This is a genomic window from Pantoea sp. PNA 03-3, assembly GCF_003201175.1.
Lineage (GTDB): Bacteria > Pseudomonadota > Gammaproteobacteria > Enterobacterales > Enterobacteriaceae > Pantoea > Pantoea stewartii.
The window spans coordinates 323,395-343,682 of record NZ_QICO01000004.1; the positions used below are offsets into that span (position 1 = coordinate 323,395).

The 20,288-nt window shown below is 55.5% G+C and carries 20 protein-coding genes and 1 riboswitch; of the genes, 8 read left to right on the forward strand and 12 right to left on the reverse strand.

Features of this window, described 5'->3' with window-relative positions:
• Positions 1-14 precede the first annotated feature (14 nt).
• Genes yqiA through nudF form a run of 4 tightly spaced genes read right to left on the reverse strand, consistent with a single transcriptional unit; the run spans position 15 to position 2,527 of the window.
• A complete protein-coding gene (gene yqiA / locus C7433_RS14540; RefSeq protein ID WP_110268410.1) occupies positions 15-596 on the reverse strand; it encodes an esterase YqiA in 582 nt (193 codons plus the stop codon).
• Between the two features lie 3 nt (positions 597-599).
• Positions 600-1,427, reverse strand: coding sequence for a 3',5'-cyclic-AMP phosphodiesterase (gene cpdA / locus C7433_RS14545; RefSeq protein WP_033739819.1), 828 nt, complete (start codon positions 1,425-1,427; stop codon positions 600-602).
• Between the two features lie 42 nt (positions 1,428-1,469).
• Positions 1,470-1,895 (reverse strand): DUF1249 family protein, encoded by a 426-nt coding sequence (locus C7433_RS14550; protein ID WP_006118191.1) that lies wholly within the window; start codon positions 1,893-1,895, stop codon positions 1,470-1,472.
• A complete protein-coding gene (nudF, locus tag C7433_RS14555; RefSeq protein ID WP_033739821.1) occupies positions 1,892-2,527 on the reverse strand; it encodes an ADP-ribose diphosphatase in 636 nt (211 codons plus the stop codon). The genes C7433_RS14550 and nudF overlap by 4 nt, the downstream gene beginning before the upstream one ends.
• 211 nt (positions 2,528-2,738) lie before the next feature.
• On the opposite strand from nudF, the gene tolC reads away from it, so the two are divergent.
• The 3 genes from tolC (at position 2,739) to C7433_RS14570 (ending at position 6,191) form a co-directional block, all read left to right on the forward strand.
• On the forward strand, positions 2,739-4,211 hold the full coding sequence (tolC, locus tag C7433_RS14560) for an outer membrane channel protein TolC (protein WP_006118193.1): 1,473 nt from the start codon (positions 2,739-2,741) through the stop codon (positions 4,209-4,211).
• Positions 4,212-4,353: 142 nt separating this feature from the next.
• Positions 4,354-5,022, forward strand: a complete 669-nt coding sequence (locus tag C7433_RS14565) for a DUF1190 family protein (RefSeq protein ID WP_033739822.1) — start codon at positions 4,354-4,356, stop codon at positions 5,020-5,022.
• A gap of 8 nt (positions 5,023-5,030) precedes the next feature.
• A complete protein-coding gene (locus C7433_RS14570; protein ID WP_006118195.1) occupies positions 5,031-6,191 on the forward strand; it encodes a glutathionylspermidine synthase family protein in 1,161 nt (386 codons plus the stop codon).
• A gap of 40 nt (positions 6,192-6,231) precedes the next feature.
• Here the strand turns inward: C7433_RS14570 and ygiD are convergent, their stop codons facing one another.
• Entirely contained in the window at positions 6,232-7,014 is a 783-nt protein-coding gene (gene ygiD, locus C7433_RS14575; protein WP_033739824.1) for a 4,5-DOPA dioxygenase extradiol, read from the reverse strand.
• Between the two features lie 182 nt (positions 7,015-7,196).
• A complete protein-coding gene (gene ribB / locus C7433_RS14580; RefSeq protein ID WP_006118197.1) occupies positions 7,197-7,853 on the reverse strand; it encodes a 3,4-dihydroxy-2-butanone-4-phosphate synthase in 657 nt (218 codons plus the stop codon).
• Between the two features lie 110 nt (positions 7,854-7,963).
• A riboswitch (FMN riboswitch) is annotated at positions 7,964-8,112 on the reverse strand.
• A gap of 171 nt (positions 8,113-8,283) precedes the next feature.
• On the opposite strand from ribB, the gene C7433_RS14585 reads away from it, so the two are divergent.
• Entirely contained in the window at positions 8,284-8,622 is a 339-nt protein-coding gene (locus C7433_RS14585) for an accessory factor UbiK family protein (protein WP_006118198.1), read from the forward strand.
• 38 nt (positions 8,623-8,660) lie between these two features.
• Here the strand turns inward: C7433_RS14585 and hldE are convergent, their stop codons facing one another.
• The 3 genes from hldE to C7433_RS14600 form a co-directional block, all read right to left on the reverse strand.
• Positions 8,661-10,085 carry a bifunctional D-glycero-beta-D-manno-heptose-7-phosphate kinase/D-glycero-beta-D-manno-heptose 1-phosphate adenylyltransferase HldE gene (hldE, locus tag C7433_RS14590; RefSeq protein ID WP_033739825.1) on the reverse strand — a complete coding sequence of 475 codons (1,425 nt, stop codon included), beginning with the start codon at positions 10,083-10,085 and terminating at the stop codon, positions 8,661-8,663.
• A 61-nt stretch (positions 10,086-10,146) separates the two neighbouring features.
• Positions 10,147-12,999: a bifunctional [glutamate--ammonia ligase]-adenylyl-L-tyrosine phosphorylase/[glutamate--ammonia-ligase] adenylyltransferase gene (gene glnE, locus C7433_RS14595; RefSeq protein WP_033739826.1), complete on the reverse strand. Its 2,853-nt coding sequence runs from the start codon at positions 12,997-12,999 to the stop codon at positions 10,147-10,149.
• Positions 13,000-13,028: 29 nt separating this feature from the next.
• The gene (locus tag C7433_RS14600; RefSeq protein WP_033739827.1) at positions 13,029-14,339 is read right to left on the reverse strand and encodes an inorganic triphosphatase; all 1,311 of its coding nucleotides are present in this window, start codon (positions 14,337-14,339) and stop codon (positions 13,029-13,031) included.
• 264 nt (positions 14,340-14,603) lie between these two features.
• Here C7433_RS14600 and C7433_RS14605 point away from each other — a divergent pair, with 264 nt between their 5' ends.
• Together C7433_RS14605 and C7433_RS14610 are read left to right on the forward strand one after the other, a co-directional pair.
• Positions 14,604-15,224, forward strand: a complete 621-nt coding sequence (locus C7433_RS14605) for a TIGR04211 family SH3 domain-containing protein (protein ID WP_110268411.1) — start codon at positions 14,604-14,606, stop codon at positions 15,222-15,224.
• A gap of 159 nt (positions 15,225-15,383) precedes the next feature.
• The gene (locus C7433_RS14610) at positions 15,384-16,601 is read left to right on the forward strand and encodes a multifunctional CCA addition/repair protein (RefSeq protein ID WP_110268412.1); all 1,218 of its coding nucleotides are present in this window, start codon (positions 15,384-15,386) and stop codon (positions 16,599-16,601) included.
• 28 nt (positions 16,602-16,629) lie between these two features.
• Here C7433_RS14610 and bacA read toward each other — a convergent pair whose 3' ends face one another.
• Positions 16,630-17,448: an undecaprenyl-diphosphate phosphatase gene (bacA, locus tag C7433_RS14615; RefSeq protein WP_054633121.1), complete on the reverse strand. Its 819-nt coding sequence runs from the start codon at positions 17,446-17,448 to the stop codon at positions 16,630-16,632.
• A 193-nt stretch (positions 17,449-17,641) separates the two neighbouring features.
• Positions 17,642-18,001 (reverse strand): bifunctional dihydroneopterin aldolase/7,8-dihydroneopterin epimerase, encoded by a 360-nt coding sequence (folB, locus tag C7433_RS14620; protein ID WP_006118205.1) that lies wholly within the window; start codon positions 17,999-18,001, stop codon positions 17,642-17,644.
• A 108-nt stretch (positions 18,002-18,109) separates the two neighbouring features.
• On the opposite strand from folB, the gene plsY reads away from it, so the two are divergent.
• Complete coding sequence (gene plsY, locus C7433_RS14625; RefSeq protein WP_006118206.1) at positions 18,110-18,709, forward strand: glycerol-3-phosphate 1-O-acyltransferase PlsY; 600 nt, start codon at positions 18,110-18,112, stop codon at positions 18,707-18,709.
• A 34-nt stretch (positions 18,710-18,743) separates the two neighbouring features.
• On the opposite strand, the gene tsaD is transcribed toward plsY, so the two are convergent.
• Positions 18,744-19,757, reverse strand: coding sequence for a tRNA (adenosine(37)-N6)-threonylcarbamoyltransferase complex transferase subunit TsaD (gene tsaD / locus C7433_RS14630; RefSeq protein ID WP_058708785.1), 1,014 nt, complete (start codon positions 19,755-19,757; stop codon positions 18,744-18,746).
• 278 nt (positions 19,758-20,035) lie between these two features.
• Between tsaD and rpsU the strand changes: the two genes are divergently transcribed.
• Positions 20,036-20,251, forward strand: coding sequence for a 30S ribosomal protein S21 (gene rpsU / locus C7433_RS14635; RefSeq protein WP_001144069.1), 216 nt, complete (start codon positions 20,036-20,038; stop codon positions 20,249-20,251).
• The last annotated feature ends 37 nt before the right edge of the window (positions 20,252-20,288 follow it).

A 20,288-nucleotide genomic window follows, 5' to 3' on the forward strand; every position in this document is an offset into this window, starting at 1 on the left:
GATTTCCACGTTGCTCAAGCGTGATTCAGGCCCAGAAAGTCCAGAATTTGCGGGAAATGGCGCTCGAATCCAGTAAATGCATGATTTCCGCCCTCTTCAACCGTATGACGGCACGCGCTGTAATAGTCGAGTGCCTGGCGGTAGTCGAGCACTTCATCGCCGGTTTGTTGCAGCAACCACAATAAATCAGGCGCTTCCAGCGGATCAATCTGCATCACTTTCAGATCGTAAATGTGGCGAGACTCTAACACATATTGCTGACCGGTGTAGGGATTCTGATTTTCACCCAAAAAATCCACCAGCAACTCAAACGGGCGAACGGCGGGATTGACCACCACCGCCGGCAGCATAAAACATTGTGACAGCCAGGTGGCGTAGTAGCCGCCCAGCGAAGAACCGACGAGGCCCAGCTGTCGTCCGCTGTGGCTGAGCACAATATCTTCCAGCATAGCTGCCGCATCCGCAGGAAACGTGGGCAAATGCGGCACAATCATCTCGATATCGGGATGATGCTGGCTCAGCCACTGTTTAAACAACGTCGCTTTTGCTGAACGCGGTGAGCTGTTAAAGCCGTGCAGATAAAGCAGCGCCTTCATCCGTTAATATCCTTCAGCATCCAGATCGGGGCGAAAAGCCTGTGTGGTGAGTCGGTTGACTTCGGTCTCAAGCTGACCGTCATTGTGCAGCGTAAACCAGCGCCAGCCGGGCGCAACGGTATCGATGGTAAAGCTGGTACAGTGCGGTTTGAACTGCACGCAGGTCGACGGCGTTGCCAGCACACGGCGGCCCTGCCACGGTACATCCATTTCCTGATGAATATGGCCGCAGACCAGCGTTTTTGCCAGCGGATAGTGCTGCAACACGGCGTCTAACTGATGCGGATTGCGCAGGCTGTGTTGATCAAGCCAGGTGCAGCCCGACGCTAAAGGATGATGGTGCAACAGCACCAGCGTATGGCGCTGCGGATAACGGGCAAGCGTGGTATTCAGCCACTCAAGCTGGTAGTCACTTAACATGCCATGGGGCACGCCGAAAACCTGGCTGTCCAGCAGAACAACCTGCCAGTGATCGCCTAACAGCACATGCTTGTGTGCGTTAATGCCGGCCTCTGCCAGCGTATCGACCATCGCAGGTTGAAAATCATGATTCCCCGGCAGCCAGACGCAAGGTTTAGGCAGGCGCGAAATGCCCTCAACAAAATGCTGATAGGCTTCGACTGAGTGATCCTGAGAGAGATCGCCGGTGGCAACGATAAGATCATAATCACGCTGCTGCGCGATGATCGCATCCAGTACCGCGTCATAACTGGCCCAGGTATTCACCCCCAGCAGGGATTCGTGTTTTCCTGCGAACAAATGCGTGTCCGTTACTTGCAGAATCCGAACCTCAGATTCTGTTGTCGCAGGAAGAGTTAGCAGGCTATCCAAAGCGTTTCCTTCGTCTCTACGCCATTCAGTGCATTATACGCATCAGCAAACCGGTACTGCCATCGCGCCGTGCGTCAGGCAATAACGTAACCAGTCAGCAAGAAACTGATTGATTTGATGCTTCTCATCACGCTGATTCATTTTTTTATTCGGATAATCATAACGTGCTTTGAACCGATAGATCTGCTGTGTCGAACACACTTCAGCCACCATCGCGTCATGATACAGCCTGACAGACATTGACGGCAGGCTCCAGTAACTTACGGCTGGGGCCGTCTGACGGATATCGACCAGGGTAGTATAACGCGTTGATTCCTCAACGGTTACCTGGTAGCGGGCGCCACTCACCTGATAGATCACCGATGCGCCTGCTGCGTCATCACGTGGTAGCAGACGACGTAACTGGGCGAAATTGGTTTCGCACAGCCTCATCATCTCGGGGAAATCAGGGATATAGCGCTGTTTCATTTTTGCGTCCACTCTTCTCGAAGTTTTTTATGGTGCAGTGCCAGCCATTGCAAGGCGATGACAGATGCCGCGTTATCAATAATCCCCTGTTCCACCCAGTGGTAAGCCTGTTCACGACTGACCACATGGACAAGAATATCCTCATTCTCTTCCTCCAGACCATGGCATCCTTTTGCCTGGCTGGCATCCACTTCTCCGACCATTACCGATAACCGTTCGCTGGTGCCGCCGGGGCTGGCCAGGTAGTTCAGCACCGGTTTGACCCGGCCAACCGTCAGATCCGCTTCTTCGACGGCTTCACGGCGCACCACCTGCTCCGGGGTTTCACCCGGTTCAATAATGCCTGCCACCATTTCCAGCAGCCAGGGCGTGGGACTGCAATCGAAAGCCGGGATGCGGATCTGTTCAATCAGCACCACTTCATCACGGACGGGATCATAAGGTAGCAGCACAGCGGCATGACCGCGCTCAAAAACTTCACGCGTCACTTCCCGGCTCATTTGGCCATTAAACAACCGATGACGAAAGCGATAACGCACAATGGAAAAAAAACCCTCGTACGCGGTTTCTCGTGCAATAATTTCTACATCATTTTTTGTGAAAGTCACAGGTGATGTTTTATTGTCCTTCATCATTAAGTTCCTTATGCAGATTGGGATAACACAGATAAAACACAAGCCCAGATGCCATCCAAAGGGTCATTACTGAGTTATTTACCTGAAACACACAAATATGGCACGTTCAGCCACCTTATCTCACAGTTGCCCTCTGCTAGAATCTGCGATAATTTTTGGCTTACAGGCGGCACAGTCACTGCGATTTGCTGCAACAAAAGGAATGCAAATGAAAAAACTGCTCCCATTTTTTATTGGGCTGAGCCTGGGCGGTTTCAGCTTCGCCAGCCAGGCGGAAAACCTGCTTCAGGTTTACCAGCAAGCGCGTTTAAGCAACCCTGATCTGCGTAGCTCTGCGGCGACGCGTGATGCGGCGTTCGAGAAAATTAACGAAGCGCGCAGTCCTTTATTACCCCAACTGGGTTTGGGTGCAGACTATACCTACGCAAACGGCTACCGTGATAGTAGCGGTATTCACTCCAATACCACCAGTGGCTCGCTGCAATTGACGCAAACCATTTTCGATATGTCAAAATGGCGTGCGCTGACGCTGCAGGAAAAAGCAGCCGGTATTCAGGATGTGACCTACCAGGTCGCCCAGCAGGATCTGATTCTGAACACCGCGACGGCCTACTTCAATGTGCTGAAAGCCATTGATACGCTTTCTTACGTCGAAGCGCAGAAGATGTCGATTTATCGCGAACTGGATCAAACGACCCAGCGCTTCAACGTGGGCCTGGTCGCCATCACCGACGTGCAGAACGCCCGCGCGCAGTACGACAGTGTCCTGGCGAATGAAGTGACCGCGCGTAATGACCTGGACAACGCAGTGGAGTCTCTGCGTCAGATTACCGGTATGGATTACCTGGCGCTGGCGTCGCTGGATATTGATCGCTTCAAAACCACTAAACCTGAAGCGGTTAACTCGCTGCTTAAGCAGGCTGAAAGCCGCAACCTGAACCTGCTTTCTGCCCGTCTGAACCAGGACTTAGCCCGTGAGCAAATCCGTTCAGCGGAGGCGGGCCATTTACCGACGCTGGATCTGACCGCCTCGACTGGCCTGTCCAACAGCAAATACGGCGGAAGCCGTGCTGAGCAAAATGCCAGCTCGACAGATTCCATCACCGGCAACAACAAAGTGGGCCTGAGCTTTACCCTGCCGCTTTACAGCGGTGGCAGCGTGACCTCGCAGGTGAAACAGGCGCAATACAACTTTGTCAGCGCCAGTGAGCAGCTGGAAGCCGCGCACCGTTCAGCCGTGCAGACCGTGCGCTCGTCTTACAACAACGTCAATGCGTCAGCAAGTAGCATTGCCGCTTACAAACAAGCCGTGGTGTCCGCGCAAAGTTCATTAGACGCGATGGAAGCCGGTTACCAGGTGGGAACCCGTACCATCGTTGACGTGCTGAATGCGACATCAACGCTTTATAACGCTAAGCAGCAGTTGTCGGATGCGCGTTACAGCTATCTGATTAACCAGTTGAATATCAGCTATGCCCTGGGCACGCTGAACGAGCAGAGTTTGGGTGTGCTTAACAGTCAGTTAGGTAAAGAAATCTCAACCTCGCCCGAAACGGTTCAGCCACAAAATGTACAGCAGGTGCTGGGTGAAGATCACATCTCCACTTCCGAAACGGCACCAGCACCGGCCCCCGTACATAAGGCCGCACATAAGAGCAGCCGTAATCCGTTCAGTCACTAAGCCTGTTGCGGGCTGCTTTGCGGCCCGCCTCTCTGCAAAACGTATAACTACGTAAAGATCCCCGTCCTGCCTGGCCGTTAGCTTCATTTCTCACCACTCATCCCCTATTCTATGCACTACCTTTGGGCACAGGATATTTATAATGAAACGGACTAAAACGATCCGCTATGCCGCCTTTCGTAAGAGCTGGCAAGCAAGACACTTAACGCCTGTTGCTATCGCTGTTTCAGCGGTATTTATGCTGGCAGGTTGTGAGCAAAACGACGAAACCGTCACCCTTTATCAAAACGCGGACGACTGTTCAAAAGCCAATCCGGGACAAAGTGCGCAGTGCACCACCGCGTTTAACAACGCTAAAAAGGAAGCTGAACGCACCGCGCCAAAATACGCGACACGTGAAGACTGTGTCGCCGAATTTGGTGAAAACCAGTGTCAGCAGGCACCGGCACAGGCGGGCACAGGCAGTACGAATGCCGAAGCGCAGCAAAGTGGCAGCTTCTGGATGCCGTTAATGGCAGGCTACATGATGGGGCGCATGATGGGCGGTGGCGCGGGCTTTGCCCAGCAACCGTTGTTCTCACCGAAAACCCCCAACAGCCCGGCAAACGGTCAGTTCGTGGATGCCTCTGGCCGTAACTACGGTAATGCCACCCCAGGTAAGACCATGAACGTGCCCAAAACTGCCCTGGCGCCGAAACCGACCACCACCTCCACCATCACACGTGGTGGTTTTGGCGAAACGGTCGCGAAACAAAACGCGATGCAACGCAGCAGTGCTTCCGGCACCTCCAGCCGTTCGCTGGGAGGCTAATACCGTTTATGCAACGTATCGCGATTTCTGAGCGTCCGGGCTGGCGGGAAAAAGCCACAGAGTTTGGTTTTCGTTTTCACACCATGCACGGTGAGCCCTACTGGTGCGAAGATGCTTACTATCAGTTTACCCTGGCGCAAATCGACTATCTGGAGGAGGTGACCGCCGAACTTCATCAGATGTGTCTGCAGGTGGTGGAAAAAGTGGTAAACAGTGAAGCCCTGCTTACCCGCTTCCGTATTCCAAAACATACCTGGGACTTCGTGCGTGACTCGTGGAATCAGCGTCAGCCTTCACTTTATTCCCGTCTCGATCTGGCGTGGGATGGCCGAGGCGATGCCAAACTGCTGGAAAACAACGCCGATACACCGACCTCGCTGTATGAAGCGGCGTTTTTCCAGTGGCTGTGGCTGGAAGACCAGCTGAATGCGGGCCAGTTGCCGCCTGGCAGCGACCAGTTTAACAGCCTGCAGGAAAAGCTTATCGATCGCTTCACGGTGCTGCATCAGCAGCACGGCTTTAACTGGCTGCACTTTGCCTGCTGCCGGGATACCGAGGAAGATCGCGGCACGGTGCAATACCTGCAGGACTGCGCCACGGAAGCCGGCTTACCCAGCGAATTTCTCTATATTGATGAGATAGGGCTGGGTGAGAAAGGCCAGTTTACTGACCCGCACGATCAGGTGATCAGTAATCTGTTTAAGCTTTACCCGTGGGAATTTATGCTGCGCGAAATGTTTTCGACCAAGCTGGCGGATGCGGGCGTGCGGTGGCTTGAACCCGCCTGGAAAAGCATTCTGTCAAACAAAGCGTTATTGCCGATGCTGTGGCAGATGTTTCCCAATCATCCCAACCTGCTGCCTGCCTGGTTTGCTGAAGACGACGTGCCGCCTATGGACAAGTATGTGGTCAAACCGCTGTTCTCCCGCGAAGGCGCTAACATTCGTATCGTGGAAAACGGCAAAGAGATCGCCCGGGTGGATGGTCCATACGGCGAAGAAGGCATGATTGTGCAGCAGTTCCATCCGCTGCCAAAATTTGGTGACAGTTATACGCTGATTGGCAGTTGGCTCATCGACGATCAACCGGCCGGGATTGGCCTGCGGGAAGATCGGGAGTTGATCACGCAGGATCTGTCGCGTTTCTATCCGCACGCCTTCATTGAATAGCCTTTTAGCTCCAGGCCAGTTCGCTGGCCTGTCTTACGCGTTAACCGACCTGTACCGACAACATACTGATTGCGCCCATCTCCATACCTTCCACCGGAACGGTCACAGGCTCATCTGCGTGACGGGAGCCCAGCACATACAGCAATGGCAGGAAATGTTCCGGCGTCGGGTTGGATAAGGCCGCATCCGGATGCTGCATAAAACTCACCAACGGATGTGCATCCGCCTCGGCCTGCACCGCCAGATTGTCCCGCACGAAGTTATTGAACCCCGTGGCCCAACTGTAAGCTTCGCCACCGCCCCAGAGAACTTTACGCAGGTTGTGCACCACGTTACCGCTGGCGACGATCATCACGCCGCGATCGCGGAGCGCAGACAGCTTTCTTCCCATCCCGAAATGCCAGGCGGCGGGCTTGCCGCTGTCGATACTGAGCTGGACGACCGGGATATCTGCGTCGGGATACATCTTAATCAGCACGCCCCACGAGCCATGATCCAATCCCCATGCGTGATCCAGATGAACCGGCACCGGGGATAACCGTTCCGCAATCTCTTCCGCCAGTGCGGGTGAGCCCGGCGCGGAATAACGGGTATCAAAAAGCGCCTGAGGAAAGCCGCCAAAATCGTGAATAGTGCGTGGATTGTCCATCGCCGTTACGGCAGTTCCCTGTGTGTACCAGTGAGCCGAAACCGCCAGAATCGCACGTGGCCGTGGCAGGATTTCACCGGCTTTACGCCAGGCAGCGGTATAGCGGTTTTCTTCTAAGGCATTCATTGGGCTGCCGTGTCCCAAAAACAGCGCCGGCATGCGAACCTGACTCATAGTGATCCTTGATGTGTTCATTCTGTGAACACCACGATACGCTTTTTACCGGCGTGATCACGCGGATAAGCATGATGTTCTCTGTCAGAAATTTTGAATAAAAATGGCAGGGACTGAGGAAGCACACACACAGGACAAGGCGAGACGATCAGGCCAGAGAACTGGCCTGATTAAGACGAAAACTAGCTGGCCTGACGCGTTTCGTGTTCGCGACGGTAGGCTACCAAATCTTCGATGGTGACGACGGGCATGGCGTGTTGTTTCGCGAACGCGATCACTTCCGGCGCATGCGCCATGGAACCGTCGTCGTTGGTCAGTTCACACAGAACGCCTGCGGGCTTGAAGCCTGCCAGCGTCACCAGATCGATAGTGGCTTCGGTGTGGCCACCGCGCGTCAGAACGCCGCCATCATGGGCACGCAGCGGGAAGACGTGACCCGGACGGTTTAAATCTTCAGGTTTTGCGTCATCGGCAATCGCGGCACGGATAGTGGTGATACGATCCTGAGCAGATACGCCGGTGGTTACGCCTTTTGCCGCTTCAATCGTCACGGTGAAACCGGTGCCGTAGGCGCTGGTGTTGTTTTCCACCATCATCGGCAGCGCCAGTTGCTGGCGACGTTCTTCAGTCAGGCACAGACAAACGATACCGCTGCCGTGACGAATGGTTAACGCCATCTGCTCCACGGTCATGGTCTCCGCGGCGAAAATCATGTCACCTTCGTTTTCGCGATTCTCATCGTCGAGAACCATAACACCACGGCCTTCGCGTAAGGCTGCGATAGCACGTTCTACACGCTGTTTCGGCGTGCCAAATTCAGAAAGTAGAGTCTGATTCATGGTAATAAAACCTTATAAATGTGTTGGGTTACCAGAATCAGGGCAAGCTTAGGAGTGACGTCGTAAAGACGTAGCAATGACGCAAAACAGACATAATGCCTGACAGATGTCGTTACCCTCTCCCATCCGGACTTTAACCGTCGGCCCCGGAATTACACCGGATCTGCTGACCTTCACCATTACGGCGAAGCGCTCGCGGGCTTTCAGCCTGGGCTGATTTACCGCCGGTGGGGAATTTCGCCCCGCCCTGAGAATAAGCGTTTTAACTATAACGTTTCCCCGTCAGGGCAGCAATCCACAAAGCCATTATTGCTTTAGCTTTTTTTGCGCTATGGATTTCAGGTTTAACCTTTTCAATTCAGGCATTACACTTAAGTGACTCTAGCGTTGGTAAAATGCTGCCACAGCAACCCGTAACCAGGAAATCATCATGATCGACACGAAAAAAATTGAACAAATTGCCCGTCAGGTTCATGACGCGCTGCCGAAGGGAGTTCGTGAATTTGGCGATGATGTTGAAAAGAAAATACGGCAGACTCTGCAGGCCCAGCTGACCCGCATGGATCTGGTCAACCGTGAAGAGTTTGATGTACAGACTCAGGTTTTACTGCGTACGCGGGAAAAACTGGCGGCGCTGGAACAACGTCTGGCCCAGCTGGAAAGCAAAGGAACCGGGACCGCATCGTCTGCACCCGCGGTGCCCACCACGCCAGGCCCGGCACCGGCGATTGTCCCGGCGGCGAACCCTGCGGATAAATCCGGCGAGTGATGCTGGCTGGCGGGAGCGCAGGCTCCCGCCATCACGACTCAGTTGCCGCGAATGGTTTTAATGATATTGGTGGTTGAAATGCCATCTTCAAAGTTCAGCACCCGCACATCACCGCCATTCGCCCAGACTTCCTTACTGCCTGCAATGTCTTCCGGCTTGTAATCCCCGCCTTTCACCAGTAAATCCGGTAATATGCTGGCGATCAAACGCTGCGGCGTATCTTCTTCAAACAGCACGACCCAGTCTACGGCTTCCAGTGCACCCAGCACGATCATCCGGTTTTCCTGCGGATTCACCGGACGGCTGTCGCCTTTAAGACGTTTCGTCGACGCATCGCTGTTTACCGCCACAATCAGGCGATCGCCCAGTTTACGGGCGTTTGCGAGGTAGGAAACATGACCGGCATGCAGGATGTCGAAGACGCCATTGGTCATGACCACTTTTTCGCCGCGCTGACGGGCCATAGCGACGGCCTCTTTCAGTTCCGCTTCGGTCATGATGCCAAAACCGCGCTCCGGACGGGCATGAATGGCGTTTTCGAGCTCCACGATGCTGACGGTTGAGGTTCCCAGTTTACCCACCACCACACCGGCTGCCGCGTTGGCCAGGAAACAGGCTTCTTCCAGCGAATCCCCCGCCGCCAGAGCAGCAGCAAGCACACCAATCACCGTATCCCCGGCGCCGGTAACGTCAAACACTTCCTGTGCCTGCGTGGGCAAGTGCAGCGGCGCTTTCCCCGGCTGTAGCAGCGACATGCCATTCTCAGAACGCGTGACCAGCAGCGCGGAAAGGTCGCAATCGGCAATCAGTTTCATGCCGCGTTCAACAATTTCCTGCTCCGTCCTGCATTTACCGACAACAGCTTCAAATTCCGACAGGTTGGGCGTCAGCAGCGTCGCGCCGCGATAGCGGGCAAAATCGGTGCCTTTCGGATCGATCAGGACGGGCACACTGGCTTCACGCGCCAGAGTGATCATCTGCTGAACGCTGTCGAGCGCCCCTTTGCCGTAATCCGACAGCACCACCGCGCCACTGCTGGCCAGCGACTGGCGCATTTTTTCGTGCATCGGTGCGGCATCAACCTGCTCAAAACCTTCTTCAAAATCCAGGCGGATAAGCTGCTGGTTGCGGGACAGCACACGCAGTTTGGTGATCGTCGGATGGCTTTTTAACGTGACAAAATCGCAGTCAACACGAACGTCCTTCAGCGTTTTACTCAGGACCTGAGCCGCATCGTCCTCACCGGTCAGCCCGATCAACCGTGAACCGGCACCCAGCGCAGCAATATTCATCGCCACGTTAGCGGCGCCGCCAGGGCGTTCTTCAACGGTCTCCACTTTCACCACCGGCACCGGGGCTTCAGGGGAAATACGGCTGGTAGGGCCATACCAGTAACGATCCAACATGACATCGCCAACGACCAGTACCGAAGCCTGGCCGAACGCGGGCAGAGTAACTTTCATTCCAGACACTCCAGACTGCATTCAAAATAGTGCGCGGATGATAGCACAGTTGCTATCAGCATCACGCCGTGAGAGATTCTGCTGACTGCAACCACCGCTGCCAGCTGGCGTTGACCGACGCTCTTTCCTGCGCAAAGGCATCCGGTTCGACGTGTCCCGGCAGCGCCTGCAGCGCCAGATGGTGCAAGGCATCGCGCAGCGTGACATAGGCATGGGTTAACGCCGCCGCTTCGTCGTCTGCCATTTTTTGATGGTTTGCCATCAGTTCAAAGATCCGCACATTGTCCGACCAGCGCGTTAAGGCAGGCTCTGCTGCGGCATAGCGCAGTACCAGATATTGGGCAATAAACTCGATATCGGTAATGCCGCCTTCGTCGGTTTTGATCTCCCAGCGCCCTTTATGCTTATTGCTCAGATGCGCGCGCATTTTATCACGCATCTCCCTGACCTCGGTTTGCAACGCCGCCGGTTCACGGGGCAGGCAGAGAATCGCCCGGCGAATGGCGTTGAAACGTTCGCTCAGGGCGGGCTCACCGAAGACAACCCGGGCACGCACCAGCGCCTGATGTTCCCATGTCCAGGCTTCGTTACGTTGATAGTCATCAAAAGCATCGAACGTGCTGACCAGCATGCCCGCCGCACCGGAAGGACGCAGGCGCGCATCCACTTCGTACAAAATCCCGGACGAGGTGCGGGTGCTAAACAGGTGCATGATGCGCTGGGCCAGCCGCAGATAAAACTGTCGGCCGTCAATGCTGCGTTCGCCCTGGGTCACCGCGTCCAGCGGGCAGTCGTGCAGAAAAACCAGATCAAGATCGGAGCTGTAACCCAGCTCCCATCCACCCAGCTTGCCATAGCCCAGCACGGTAAAGCCCCGCTCGTGCTCCTGCACCAGATGCGAAGGCCGACCGTAACGCTGCACCATCATATTCCAGGCCTGTTGCACCACCGATTCAATGATGGCTTCGGCCAGCCAGGTTAAGTGATCGCTCACTTTCATCACCGGCAACGTCCCTGCAATGTCGGCTGCCGCGATGCGTAACATCTGCGCCTGTTTAAACTGGCGTAACGCTTCAAGCTGTTGCTCTTCATCATCGGCGGGAATGCGCATCAGGTACTGGCGCAGTTCATCACGATAGGCATCCGTCGCGGTGGGCTGATACAGCGTGGCGGGATCGAGAAGCTCATCCAGCAGCAGCGGATAATGCGCCAGCTGGCTTGCCACCATCGGCGAGGCTGCACACAGACGGATCAGGTGCCGCAGGGCTCCGTGATATTCCGTCAGCAGCTCCAGATAGGTACTGCGCGTCAGCACGCTGAGCAGCAGCGGTGCCAGCCGGCTAAAGGTGACGGCCGCATCGCTGCGCAGACAGACTTCGCTCAGCAGGCGCGGCATCAGCTGATCCAGTGCCTGACGGCCGCGCGGACCAATGGAACGGCGGCTGATATCCTGACGAAACGCTTCCAGTGACTGATTGAGCGCCTGACAGTGTTCCGCGTCCAGTTGAGGAACCAGCGGGGCCAACTCGCTGTCTTCCAGACTGTCCTGCCAGAGCATATTAAAATCGGCCAGCTCCGGTTGATCGCCAACATCCGGCGAATCTTCACCGATCAGCTCGTCAAAGATTGCCCGCACGGCGGCCATGTGCGTATCCAGTTTTGCGCTAAGTTCTGACCAGTCCTGACACTGCATCGCCCAGGCCAGTCGGGCGCGGTGCAGGGCATCTTCCGGCAGCGTTTGCGTTTGTTCATCTGCCAGGCTTTGCAGCAGGTTTTCCAGCCGCCGCAAAAACAGGTAGGCCTCACGCAGTGCAGCAACCTGCTCCGGTGGCAGTAAGCCCAGGGATTCAATAGCGGAAAGCGTGGGCAGCAAGGCTCTGAGCTGAAGCGAGCGCTCACGTCCACCGCGAATCAGTTGAAAGACCTGGACGATAAACTCCGTTTCGCGGATGCCGCCCGCCCCCAGCTTAATGTTATTTTTCAGGCCACGGCGGCGCACTTCACGTGAGATCATCGCCTTCATGTTACGTAACGACTGAATCACGCTGAAATCAATATAGCGGCGATAGACAAACGGCCGCAGCATCTGCTGCAACTCCTGGCTCCAGCGATCCTGATCATCGCCCATCAGTCGGGCTTTCACCATGGCATAGCGTTCCCAGTCGCGCCCCTGCTCCTGGTAATAATCTTCCAGCGCGGCAAAGCTCATCACCAGCGGCCCACTGTCGCCAAAGGGCCGTAAACGCATATCCACCCGGTAAACAAACCCGTCCGCGGTGGGCTGATCGAGCACCTTGATCAGGCGCTGCCCCATACGGGTAAAAAATTGCGCATTGTCGAGTTCACGCCGACCGCCACGGGTACTGCCGTTCTCGGGCCAGACAAAAATTAAATCGATATCAGAGGAGAAATTCAGCTCGCCGCCGCCCAGTTTTCCCATGCCCAGGATCAGCAGCGGCTGAGGCTCACCCGCGGCATTACAGGGCGTGCCAAACTCACGACAGCAGTCCTGATAAACCCAGTCACGCGCCGCACTGATCAGGACCTCCGCCAGTACACTCAGCTGTTGCAACGTCTGTTCTGTGCTGGCGTGATGCAGGCACTGCATCCAGGCAATGCGCACCAGCATCCGACGCCGAAACAGGCGCAGCACGCGCATCAGACTGGCTTCGCTGTCTGCCGCCGCCATGTCACCACTTAGCCACTGCGCGTAGTGCCGCCACTCTTCAGGCTGAGGCGAGCGGTCAGCGATCGCCTGCCACCAGTCCGGGTTCTGCTGCAGGTTGTCGAGCACGAAATCGCTGAAGGCCAGACCGGCAAGCTGCTCTTCCGTAAGAGCAGAACCGGTAAGACCTGACTGTTCGACCGCCCGCTCGGCCTGAGTACGCAATACGGTAGGTAAGGCTGGCAACATGTTCTCTCCCTGATAGCGTGCTGTTAGATTCAGCGCGGCGAGCCGCTGGTTAACCAGAACGGCGGTTGTTTCATTGCCTGCGCGGTTAAGCCGTCTAAGCTGACGTGCTGCTTTTCGTGTATGGCGCGCTGTAGCTGCTGCCACGGGGCCAGCCAGTGCTCTACCGCGTCCGGCGAGTAAGCGCCCGCCAGCAAATGAACGGCCAGTAATTGTCGATCGAGACGCGTGGCTTTGTCCTGATATTCATTCGCCTGATGAATGGTGGCAAAGGTTTCTTTCAGATCGGCATTAATGCGGCCCAGCATGATATCGCCGAAGCGCTTGAAGGAACCTTGCAGCTTGGCTTGCCCCTTCTGATCAATCCACGGCGTCCATTGTGCCTCAGCCAGCCAGTGAGTAAGTGCTAACTGGGTTTCTACGGAGCGAGTAGAGAAGCAGAAGCTGTCTGCATCCACGTCTTCATTCAGCAGCGTTTCTTCCAGCGTCGTCAGCTTCTGACGCAGATCGCTACTGGCCTTACGCGGCACTAACGCACCAAAGAGCGCAAAGGCCTGGCGCAGCACGTCCAGCGCTTCACGTACTGATTCCCGCGCGCGCTTATTGCCCCGTAACCACACTTCTTCATGATATTGCCAGTGCTCCAGGCCAGCGGCCATTGCCGCCACCATGCCAGCTTCCACCGTCGCCTTCGGCCCGGCTTTCAAAAGCGGAAAAGCACGTAATTCACGTGGAAGGTTACCTTTCGCCAGCTGATAGCCGCGTGCCGCTTTGCTCAGGCTGCCCATACGCAGGTCGCCCACGGCAATCAGTTGCTGCGCAAACGCCAGCATATCGCTGCGCTCACCGCTTTTTAACTCCAGTTCGACTTCTGACAGCGCTTCCTGATGCTCACCGGCCGCGACCTCGCCTTTATCGAACGCGATTTCCACTTCGCTCTTACCTGCCGTCACCAGCCAGATTTCACGGTCAAAATGCGTGCTGAACAGCGGGTTCAGGCGCTGCTGTAAGGCCGCGATATCCGTTCCCTCTGGCCAGATGTCGGCGGGCAGGCGGCTGATATCCAGCGTAGGTTCCGTCAGGTCAACGTTGTATTCGCCGCGCTGATGTAAACCGCCCAGCGTACTGCCGGCCGTTTTCAGCGTCATTTCGTAACGCTGGTCCACGCCGCGAATACGTAAGCCCATGTTCCACCGACGTAACTGGTTATCGTCGGTTTCAAAATAGATATTGGTCAGCTGGCGCGCTGCCTGATGCTGATGCGGAAAAGCCGCCAGCTTCTCTGCCAGTTTCCCGGCAGCGTTGGGTTTTGCAATGAACTTAAGCTCAATCTCGATGGTCATATTTTTTTATTCACTACGTCGCTGGCACTTGAGGATATATTCCCTGCCCGTTTAAGGTTATCTTCTGCTGCATCCACTGAGCCGAAGATGCGGGTTTTCAGGCGAAGAGTAATGCACAGAAGCCTTGCTGTCTCTGGTTTCTTTCTGCTTTCGCTCGCCTTTTCGCACTGTTATGAGACCAGGATAGTTCTCATTCAGATTTATGCGAAGCCTCTACAGACTGTGCCGGTAAATTATCTTTATTTTTAAACAAAACGAAATCGAATGAAAAAAATCACACTTGCTGGAATCACTTTGCTGGCCCTCAGCGCCCTTACACCTGCTCATGCCGATCAAAAACGCTATGTTTCTGACGAATTATCCACCTGGGTTCGCAGCGGCCCCGGCGACCAGTTTCGCCTGCTCGGTAAGCTGAACGCGGGTGAACAGGTCGAACTGCTACAAACCAATGACGCCACCAAATATGGCCAGGTGCGCGATGCGGAAGGCCGCACCGTCTGGATTCCCCTGTCGCAGTTGAGTGAAAATCCCAGCCTGCGCACCCGGGTGCCTCAGTTAGAACAACAGGTTAAAGACCTGACAGCTAAGTTAGCGAACATTGACAACAGCTGGAACCAGCGCACGGCCGAGATGCAGAATAAAGTGGCCAGCAGCGACAGCGTCATCAATGGGCTGAAAGAGCAAAATCAGAAGCTGAAGAACGAACTGATCGTGGCCCAGAAGAAGGTCAATGCCGCTAACGTTCAGCTGGATGACAAACAGCGCACGATCATCATGCAGTGGTTTATATACGGTGGCGGCGTGCTCGGCGTGGGCCTGCTGCTGGGTCTGTTGCTGCCGCATATGGTGCCGCGTCGCAAGAAAAACGATCGCTGGATGAACTAACCTTTTCCACCGCTCGCTGCAAAAGGGGATCGCAAGATGCCCCTTTTGGCCTGTCTGCAATATGTCGAATTTGTGTAACAATAAGGGTTGTGCCCGTCTGAATTCAGGTGCAGGACGCCCGCAGACGCGCAGGTCGCTTATTTATCTCTGGAGTGGTGCGTGAAGACGTTTCTTGTTGGCGGTGCGGTACGTGATGCGTTGTTGAAATTGCCGGTTAAAGACAAAGACTGGGTGGTCGTGGGCGCAACGCCAGAAAGCATGCTGGAACAGGGCTATCATCAGGTGGGCCGCGATTTTCCGGTGTTTCTGCATCCTGACAGCCGCGAAGAATATGCACTGGCGCGCACCGAACGCAAAAACGGCAAAGGCTATACCGGTTTTACCACCTGGTCGGCCCCGGACGTCACGCTGGAGCAGGATTTACAACGCCGCGATCTGACGATCAACGCCATCGCCCGCGATGAAAACGGCACGCTCTATGATCCCTACCAGGGGCAACAGGATATTGCTGACCGACTGCTGCGCCACGTTTCAGAAGCCTTTAGTGAAGATCCGCTGCGCGTGCTGCGCGTGGCACGGTTTGCTGCGCGCTTTGCCCACCTTAACTTTCGCATTGCCGATGAAACCCAGGCGCTGATGCAGCAAATGGTGGAGAGCGGCGAGCTGGCCGATCTTACCGCTGAGCGCGTGTGGAAAGAGACCGAAAAAGCGCTGTCCTCGCATAATCCTCAGGTCTATTTTCAGGTGCTGCGTGACTGCGGTGCCCTGAAGGTGCTGTTCCCGGAAATCGATAACCTTTATGGCATCCCCGCCCCCGCCAGATGGCATCCTGAAATTGACACGGGCGTGCATACGCTGATGGCATTGACGCTGTCCGCCGCCTTAAGTGAGGCCATTGATGTACGTTTTGCCACGCTATTTCACGATGTAGGCAAAGCGTTAACGCCCGTTGAAAAGTGGCCCAGCCATCGCGGTCATGGCCCCGCCGGTGTGCCGCTGGTTGCCGCACTCTGTGAGCGTTTGCGCGTGCCGAATGCCATTCGCGATTTAGCCCTGCTGGTAACCGAATTCCACGACACGATGCACACCATTGAGCAGTTGCCTTCTGAGGCGATTGTGGCGTTATTTGACCGTCTCGACGCCTGGCGTAAGCCTGAACGCGTGCATCAACTGGCGCTGTGTAGCGAAGCCGATGCCCGTGGGCGCGGTGGGCTCGCCAGCATGCCGTATCCACAGGGTGACTATCTGCGACGCGCATTTGCGCGGGCGCAGGCCGTGTCATCGAAAGCGGTGGTTGAGGCGGGCTTTAAAGGGAGTGCGGTGCGGGAAGAGCTGACGCGGCGCCGCATCGACGCCGTTGCCGAAGGCAGAGGTTAACGCGGCCAGTGACCTGGCCGCGTTGGGTTTACGTGAACAGCATGTAAACCGCAGCCGCTACGATAAAGCGGTAGACCGCAAACGATACGAAAGAGATGCGTTTGATCAGCTCCAGGAACACTTTGATCGCAATCATCGCGACGACAAAGGCAGTGATAAAACCCACCGCAAACATCGGGAAGTCGGCCATGCTCAGGAAGCCCAGGCTCTTATACAGATCCAGCCCGGTCGCCCCCATCATCATCGGTACGGCGAGGATAAAGGAGAACTCGGACGCCGCATAGCGACTCACGCCCATCAGCATCCCGCCTGAAATCGTGGCACCTGAACGCGAGAAGCCCGGCCACAGCGCCAGACACTGGAAGCAGCCGATCATAAACGCCTGACGATAGGTAATGTCATCCACGCCAACGGATTTTGGCTGTTTTGGCTTCAGGAATTCCGCCGCTAACAGCAGCAAACCGCCGACCACCAGCGCATACATAACATTTATCGGATTAAACAGCGTTTTAATTTGATCGTGTAAGACCAGCCCTATCACGACAGCAGGAATCATGCCCAGCAGGATATGAATCAGCGTTAAGCGACCGGTTCCTGTCCCTTCGTGTTTGACTTCGCCAAAGTGGATGCCGATCAGGCCAAACAAACGCCGCCAAAACATCACGACTACCGCCAGAATGGAGCCTAGCTGAATCACGACTTCAAAGGTTTCGGCTTTGTCACCCTCAAAGCCAAGCAAATGCCCCACTATAATCATGTGCCCGGTGGAAGAGACCGGTAAAAACTCGGTCAGCCCTTCTACCACGCCCAGGATTGCAGCTACCCACAGCTGATGAATATCTGCCATCAATGTATTTCCTCTGTCCGTTTTAAAACCATGAAAAAGGCGCTAGCAGTCGCGCTATCGCCTTGAATCTTATCTGTCCAGCCTGAATATAACATTAAGCTCGCTTGCCATTGAGTTTGTTATAACGAAACGGCACCTGCTGAGACAGACCATAATTTGGTTTGGTTTCATTGTGATGGCAATCACATCATTACTATTTAGGAATAGTCCCGCGCTCAATTCGCACGCCAACCTGCGCGGCCTGCGCTACAGCGCCCGGTTTTGCTACCTTTATACGCACACCGGGCGAATTGAAACGGTTCATCAACAGATCCGCAATTTCTTCGGCAACGCGTTCGACCAGTGCAAAACGTCCGCCCGTCAGATGTGTCAGGATCGCCTCAGAGACGTCGGCGTAGCTCAGACAATCCTTAACATCGTCACTGGCGGCCGCCTGGCGGTTATCCCAGGCCATTTCGATATCGATCACCAGCTTCTGCTGAATCCCCTGCTCCCAGTCGTAAACGCCAATTGTAGTGAAGACGGTGAGTTGTTCTATAAAGACGATATCCATGACGGTGCTCTCTGTTTTTGGCCAGGCCGGATACCACTTCCGGCAGATTGTGCGTATTATCCATAGTTGACGTGATCAAAACGACCCCAAAGGAAACGGGACGGTGTTATGAGTGCTTTCGCGCTTGGTATGATTATTTTCGCGTATCTGTGTGGGTCCATCTCCAGTGCGATTCTGGTATGCAAACTCGCCGGGCTACCCGATCCCCGCACCCACGGTTCAGGCAACCCGGGTGCCACCAATGTGCTGCGCCTTGGCGGCAAAGCGGCGGCAGCAACGGTGCTGGTATTCGATATTCTGAAAGGTATGGTGCCTGTCTGGCTGGCGTACCTGCTTCATGTGCCCCCGCTCTATCTGGGCTTAACCGCCATTGCCGCCTGTCTGGGCCATATTTATCCGGTGTTTTTCCGCTTCAGGGGTGGGAAAGGCGTGGCGACCGCGTTTGGTGCTATCGCGCCTATCGGCTGGGATCTGACCGGGCTGATGACCGGCACCTGGCTCTTGACCGTGCTGCTCAGTGGCTACTCATCGCTTGGGGCGATTGTCAGCGCCCTGATTGCGCCGTTCTATGTCTGGTGGTTTAAACCGCAGTTTACGTTCCCGGTTTCCATGCTCTCCTGCCTGATTTTGCTGCGGCATCATGACAACATCCAACGTCTGTGGCGTCGTCAGGAAAGTAAAATCTGGAAGCGCAAAAAGAAACAGTAAGCGTAAAAAAAGCCGGTTGACCGGCTTTTTTCTGTCAGATGGCAGGCAGTTCGGCCAGCGGCCAGCGCGGCCTGACGCTTACGCCCAGCTCTCCCCGCGTACCGCCTTTCAGACGCACCATGCCCGCGTAGGCAATCATGGCGCCGTTATCGGTGCAAAATTCAGGACGGGCATAAAACACCTCACCACCGCGCTTCTGCATCATGACCGCCATTTGCTCGCGCAGCGTACGGTTGGCACTTACGCCGCCCGCAATCACCAGCCGCTTAAAACCGGTTTCATCCAGGGCGCGTTTGCATTTGATGGCCAACGTATCCACCACCGCATCTTCAAACGCACGGGCGATGTCGGCACGGGTTTGCGCATCATCGTCATGGCCACGAATGGTATTCGCCGCAAAGGTCTTCAGGCCCGAGAAACTGAAATCCAGCCCCGGACGATCGGTCATCGGACGCGGGAACGTGAAGCGTCCAGCCGTGCCCTGCTGCGCCATTTTCGACAGCATGGGACCGCCGGGATAATCCAGCCCCAGCAATTTGGCGGTTTTATCGAAGGCTTCGCCTGCGGCATCGTCAATTGACTCGCCCAGCAGTACATATTCACCAATGCCGGTAACGCTGATCAGCTGCGTGTGGCCGCCAGAAACCAGCAAGGCCACAAACGGGAATGCGGGTGGATTGTCTTCCAGCATCGGCGCCAGCAGATGGCCTTCCATATGATGCACGGGCACCGCAGGCACCTTCCACGCAAAGGCCAGCGCGCGCCCAATCGTCGCGCCCACCAGCAGCGCGCCGACCAGGCCCGGGCCCGCCGTATAGGCCACCGCATCAATCTGCTGCGGCGCTAAACCCGCCTGTTTCAGCGCCGCCTGAATCAGGGGCACCGTTTTACGTACGTGATCGCGCGAAGCCAGTTCCGGTACCACGCCGCCGTAATCGGCATGCAGTTTTACCTGGCTGTAGAGCTGGTTCGCGACTAAGCCAGCCTCGTCATCATAGATTGCGATGCCGGTTTCATCGCACGATGTTTCAATACCCAGAATTCGCATTGCTTCACCTCATTCTTGCGGCGCGCAGTTTAGCATAGCCACTGTGCAAAAAGAGGACTCAATCCACGCAAAAAGTCATTTTCTGCTGCCTAAAGAGTGCGCTATACTCCCGCCCCTGGAAAAAACCGGCAGCCGCACAGGCACACGCTCCTGTTGGTTCTTAATTATCCATGGTGCTTTACAAGCCGACGCGAGTTGGAGTAAAATGCTGCACCATTTTGAAATGTGCTGGCGCCGCAGTCAGCAGAAAAACCGAATTTTATTGAGGTGAGAGTTACATGCCGGTAATTAAAGTACGTGAAAACGAGCCGTTCGACGTAGCACTGCGTCGCTTTAAGCGTTCTTGCGAGAAAGCAGGCGTTCTGGCTGAAGTTCGTCGTCGTGAGTTTTATGAAAAACCAACGACCGAGCGTAAGCGCGCTAAAGCATCTGCAGTTAAGCGTCATGCCAAAAAACTGGCTCGCGAAAACGCACGCCGCACTCGTCTGTACTAATATCCCGGAGGTTCGCCTCCACAGCGTGATAAACGCA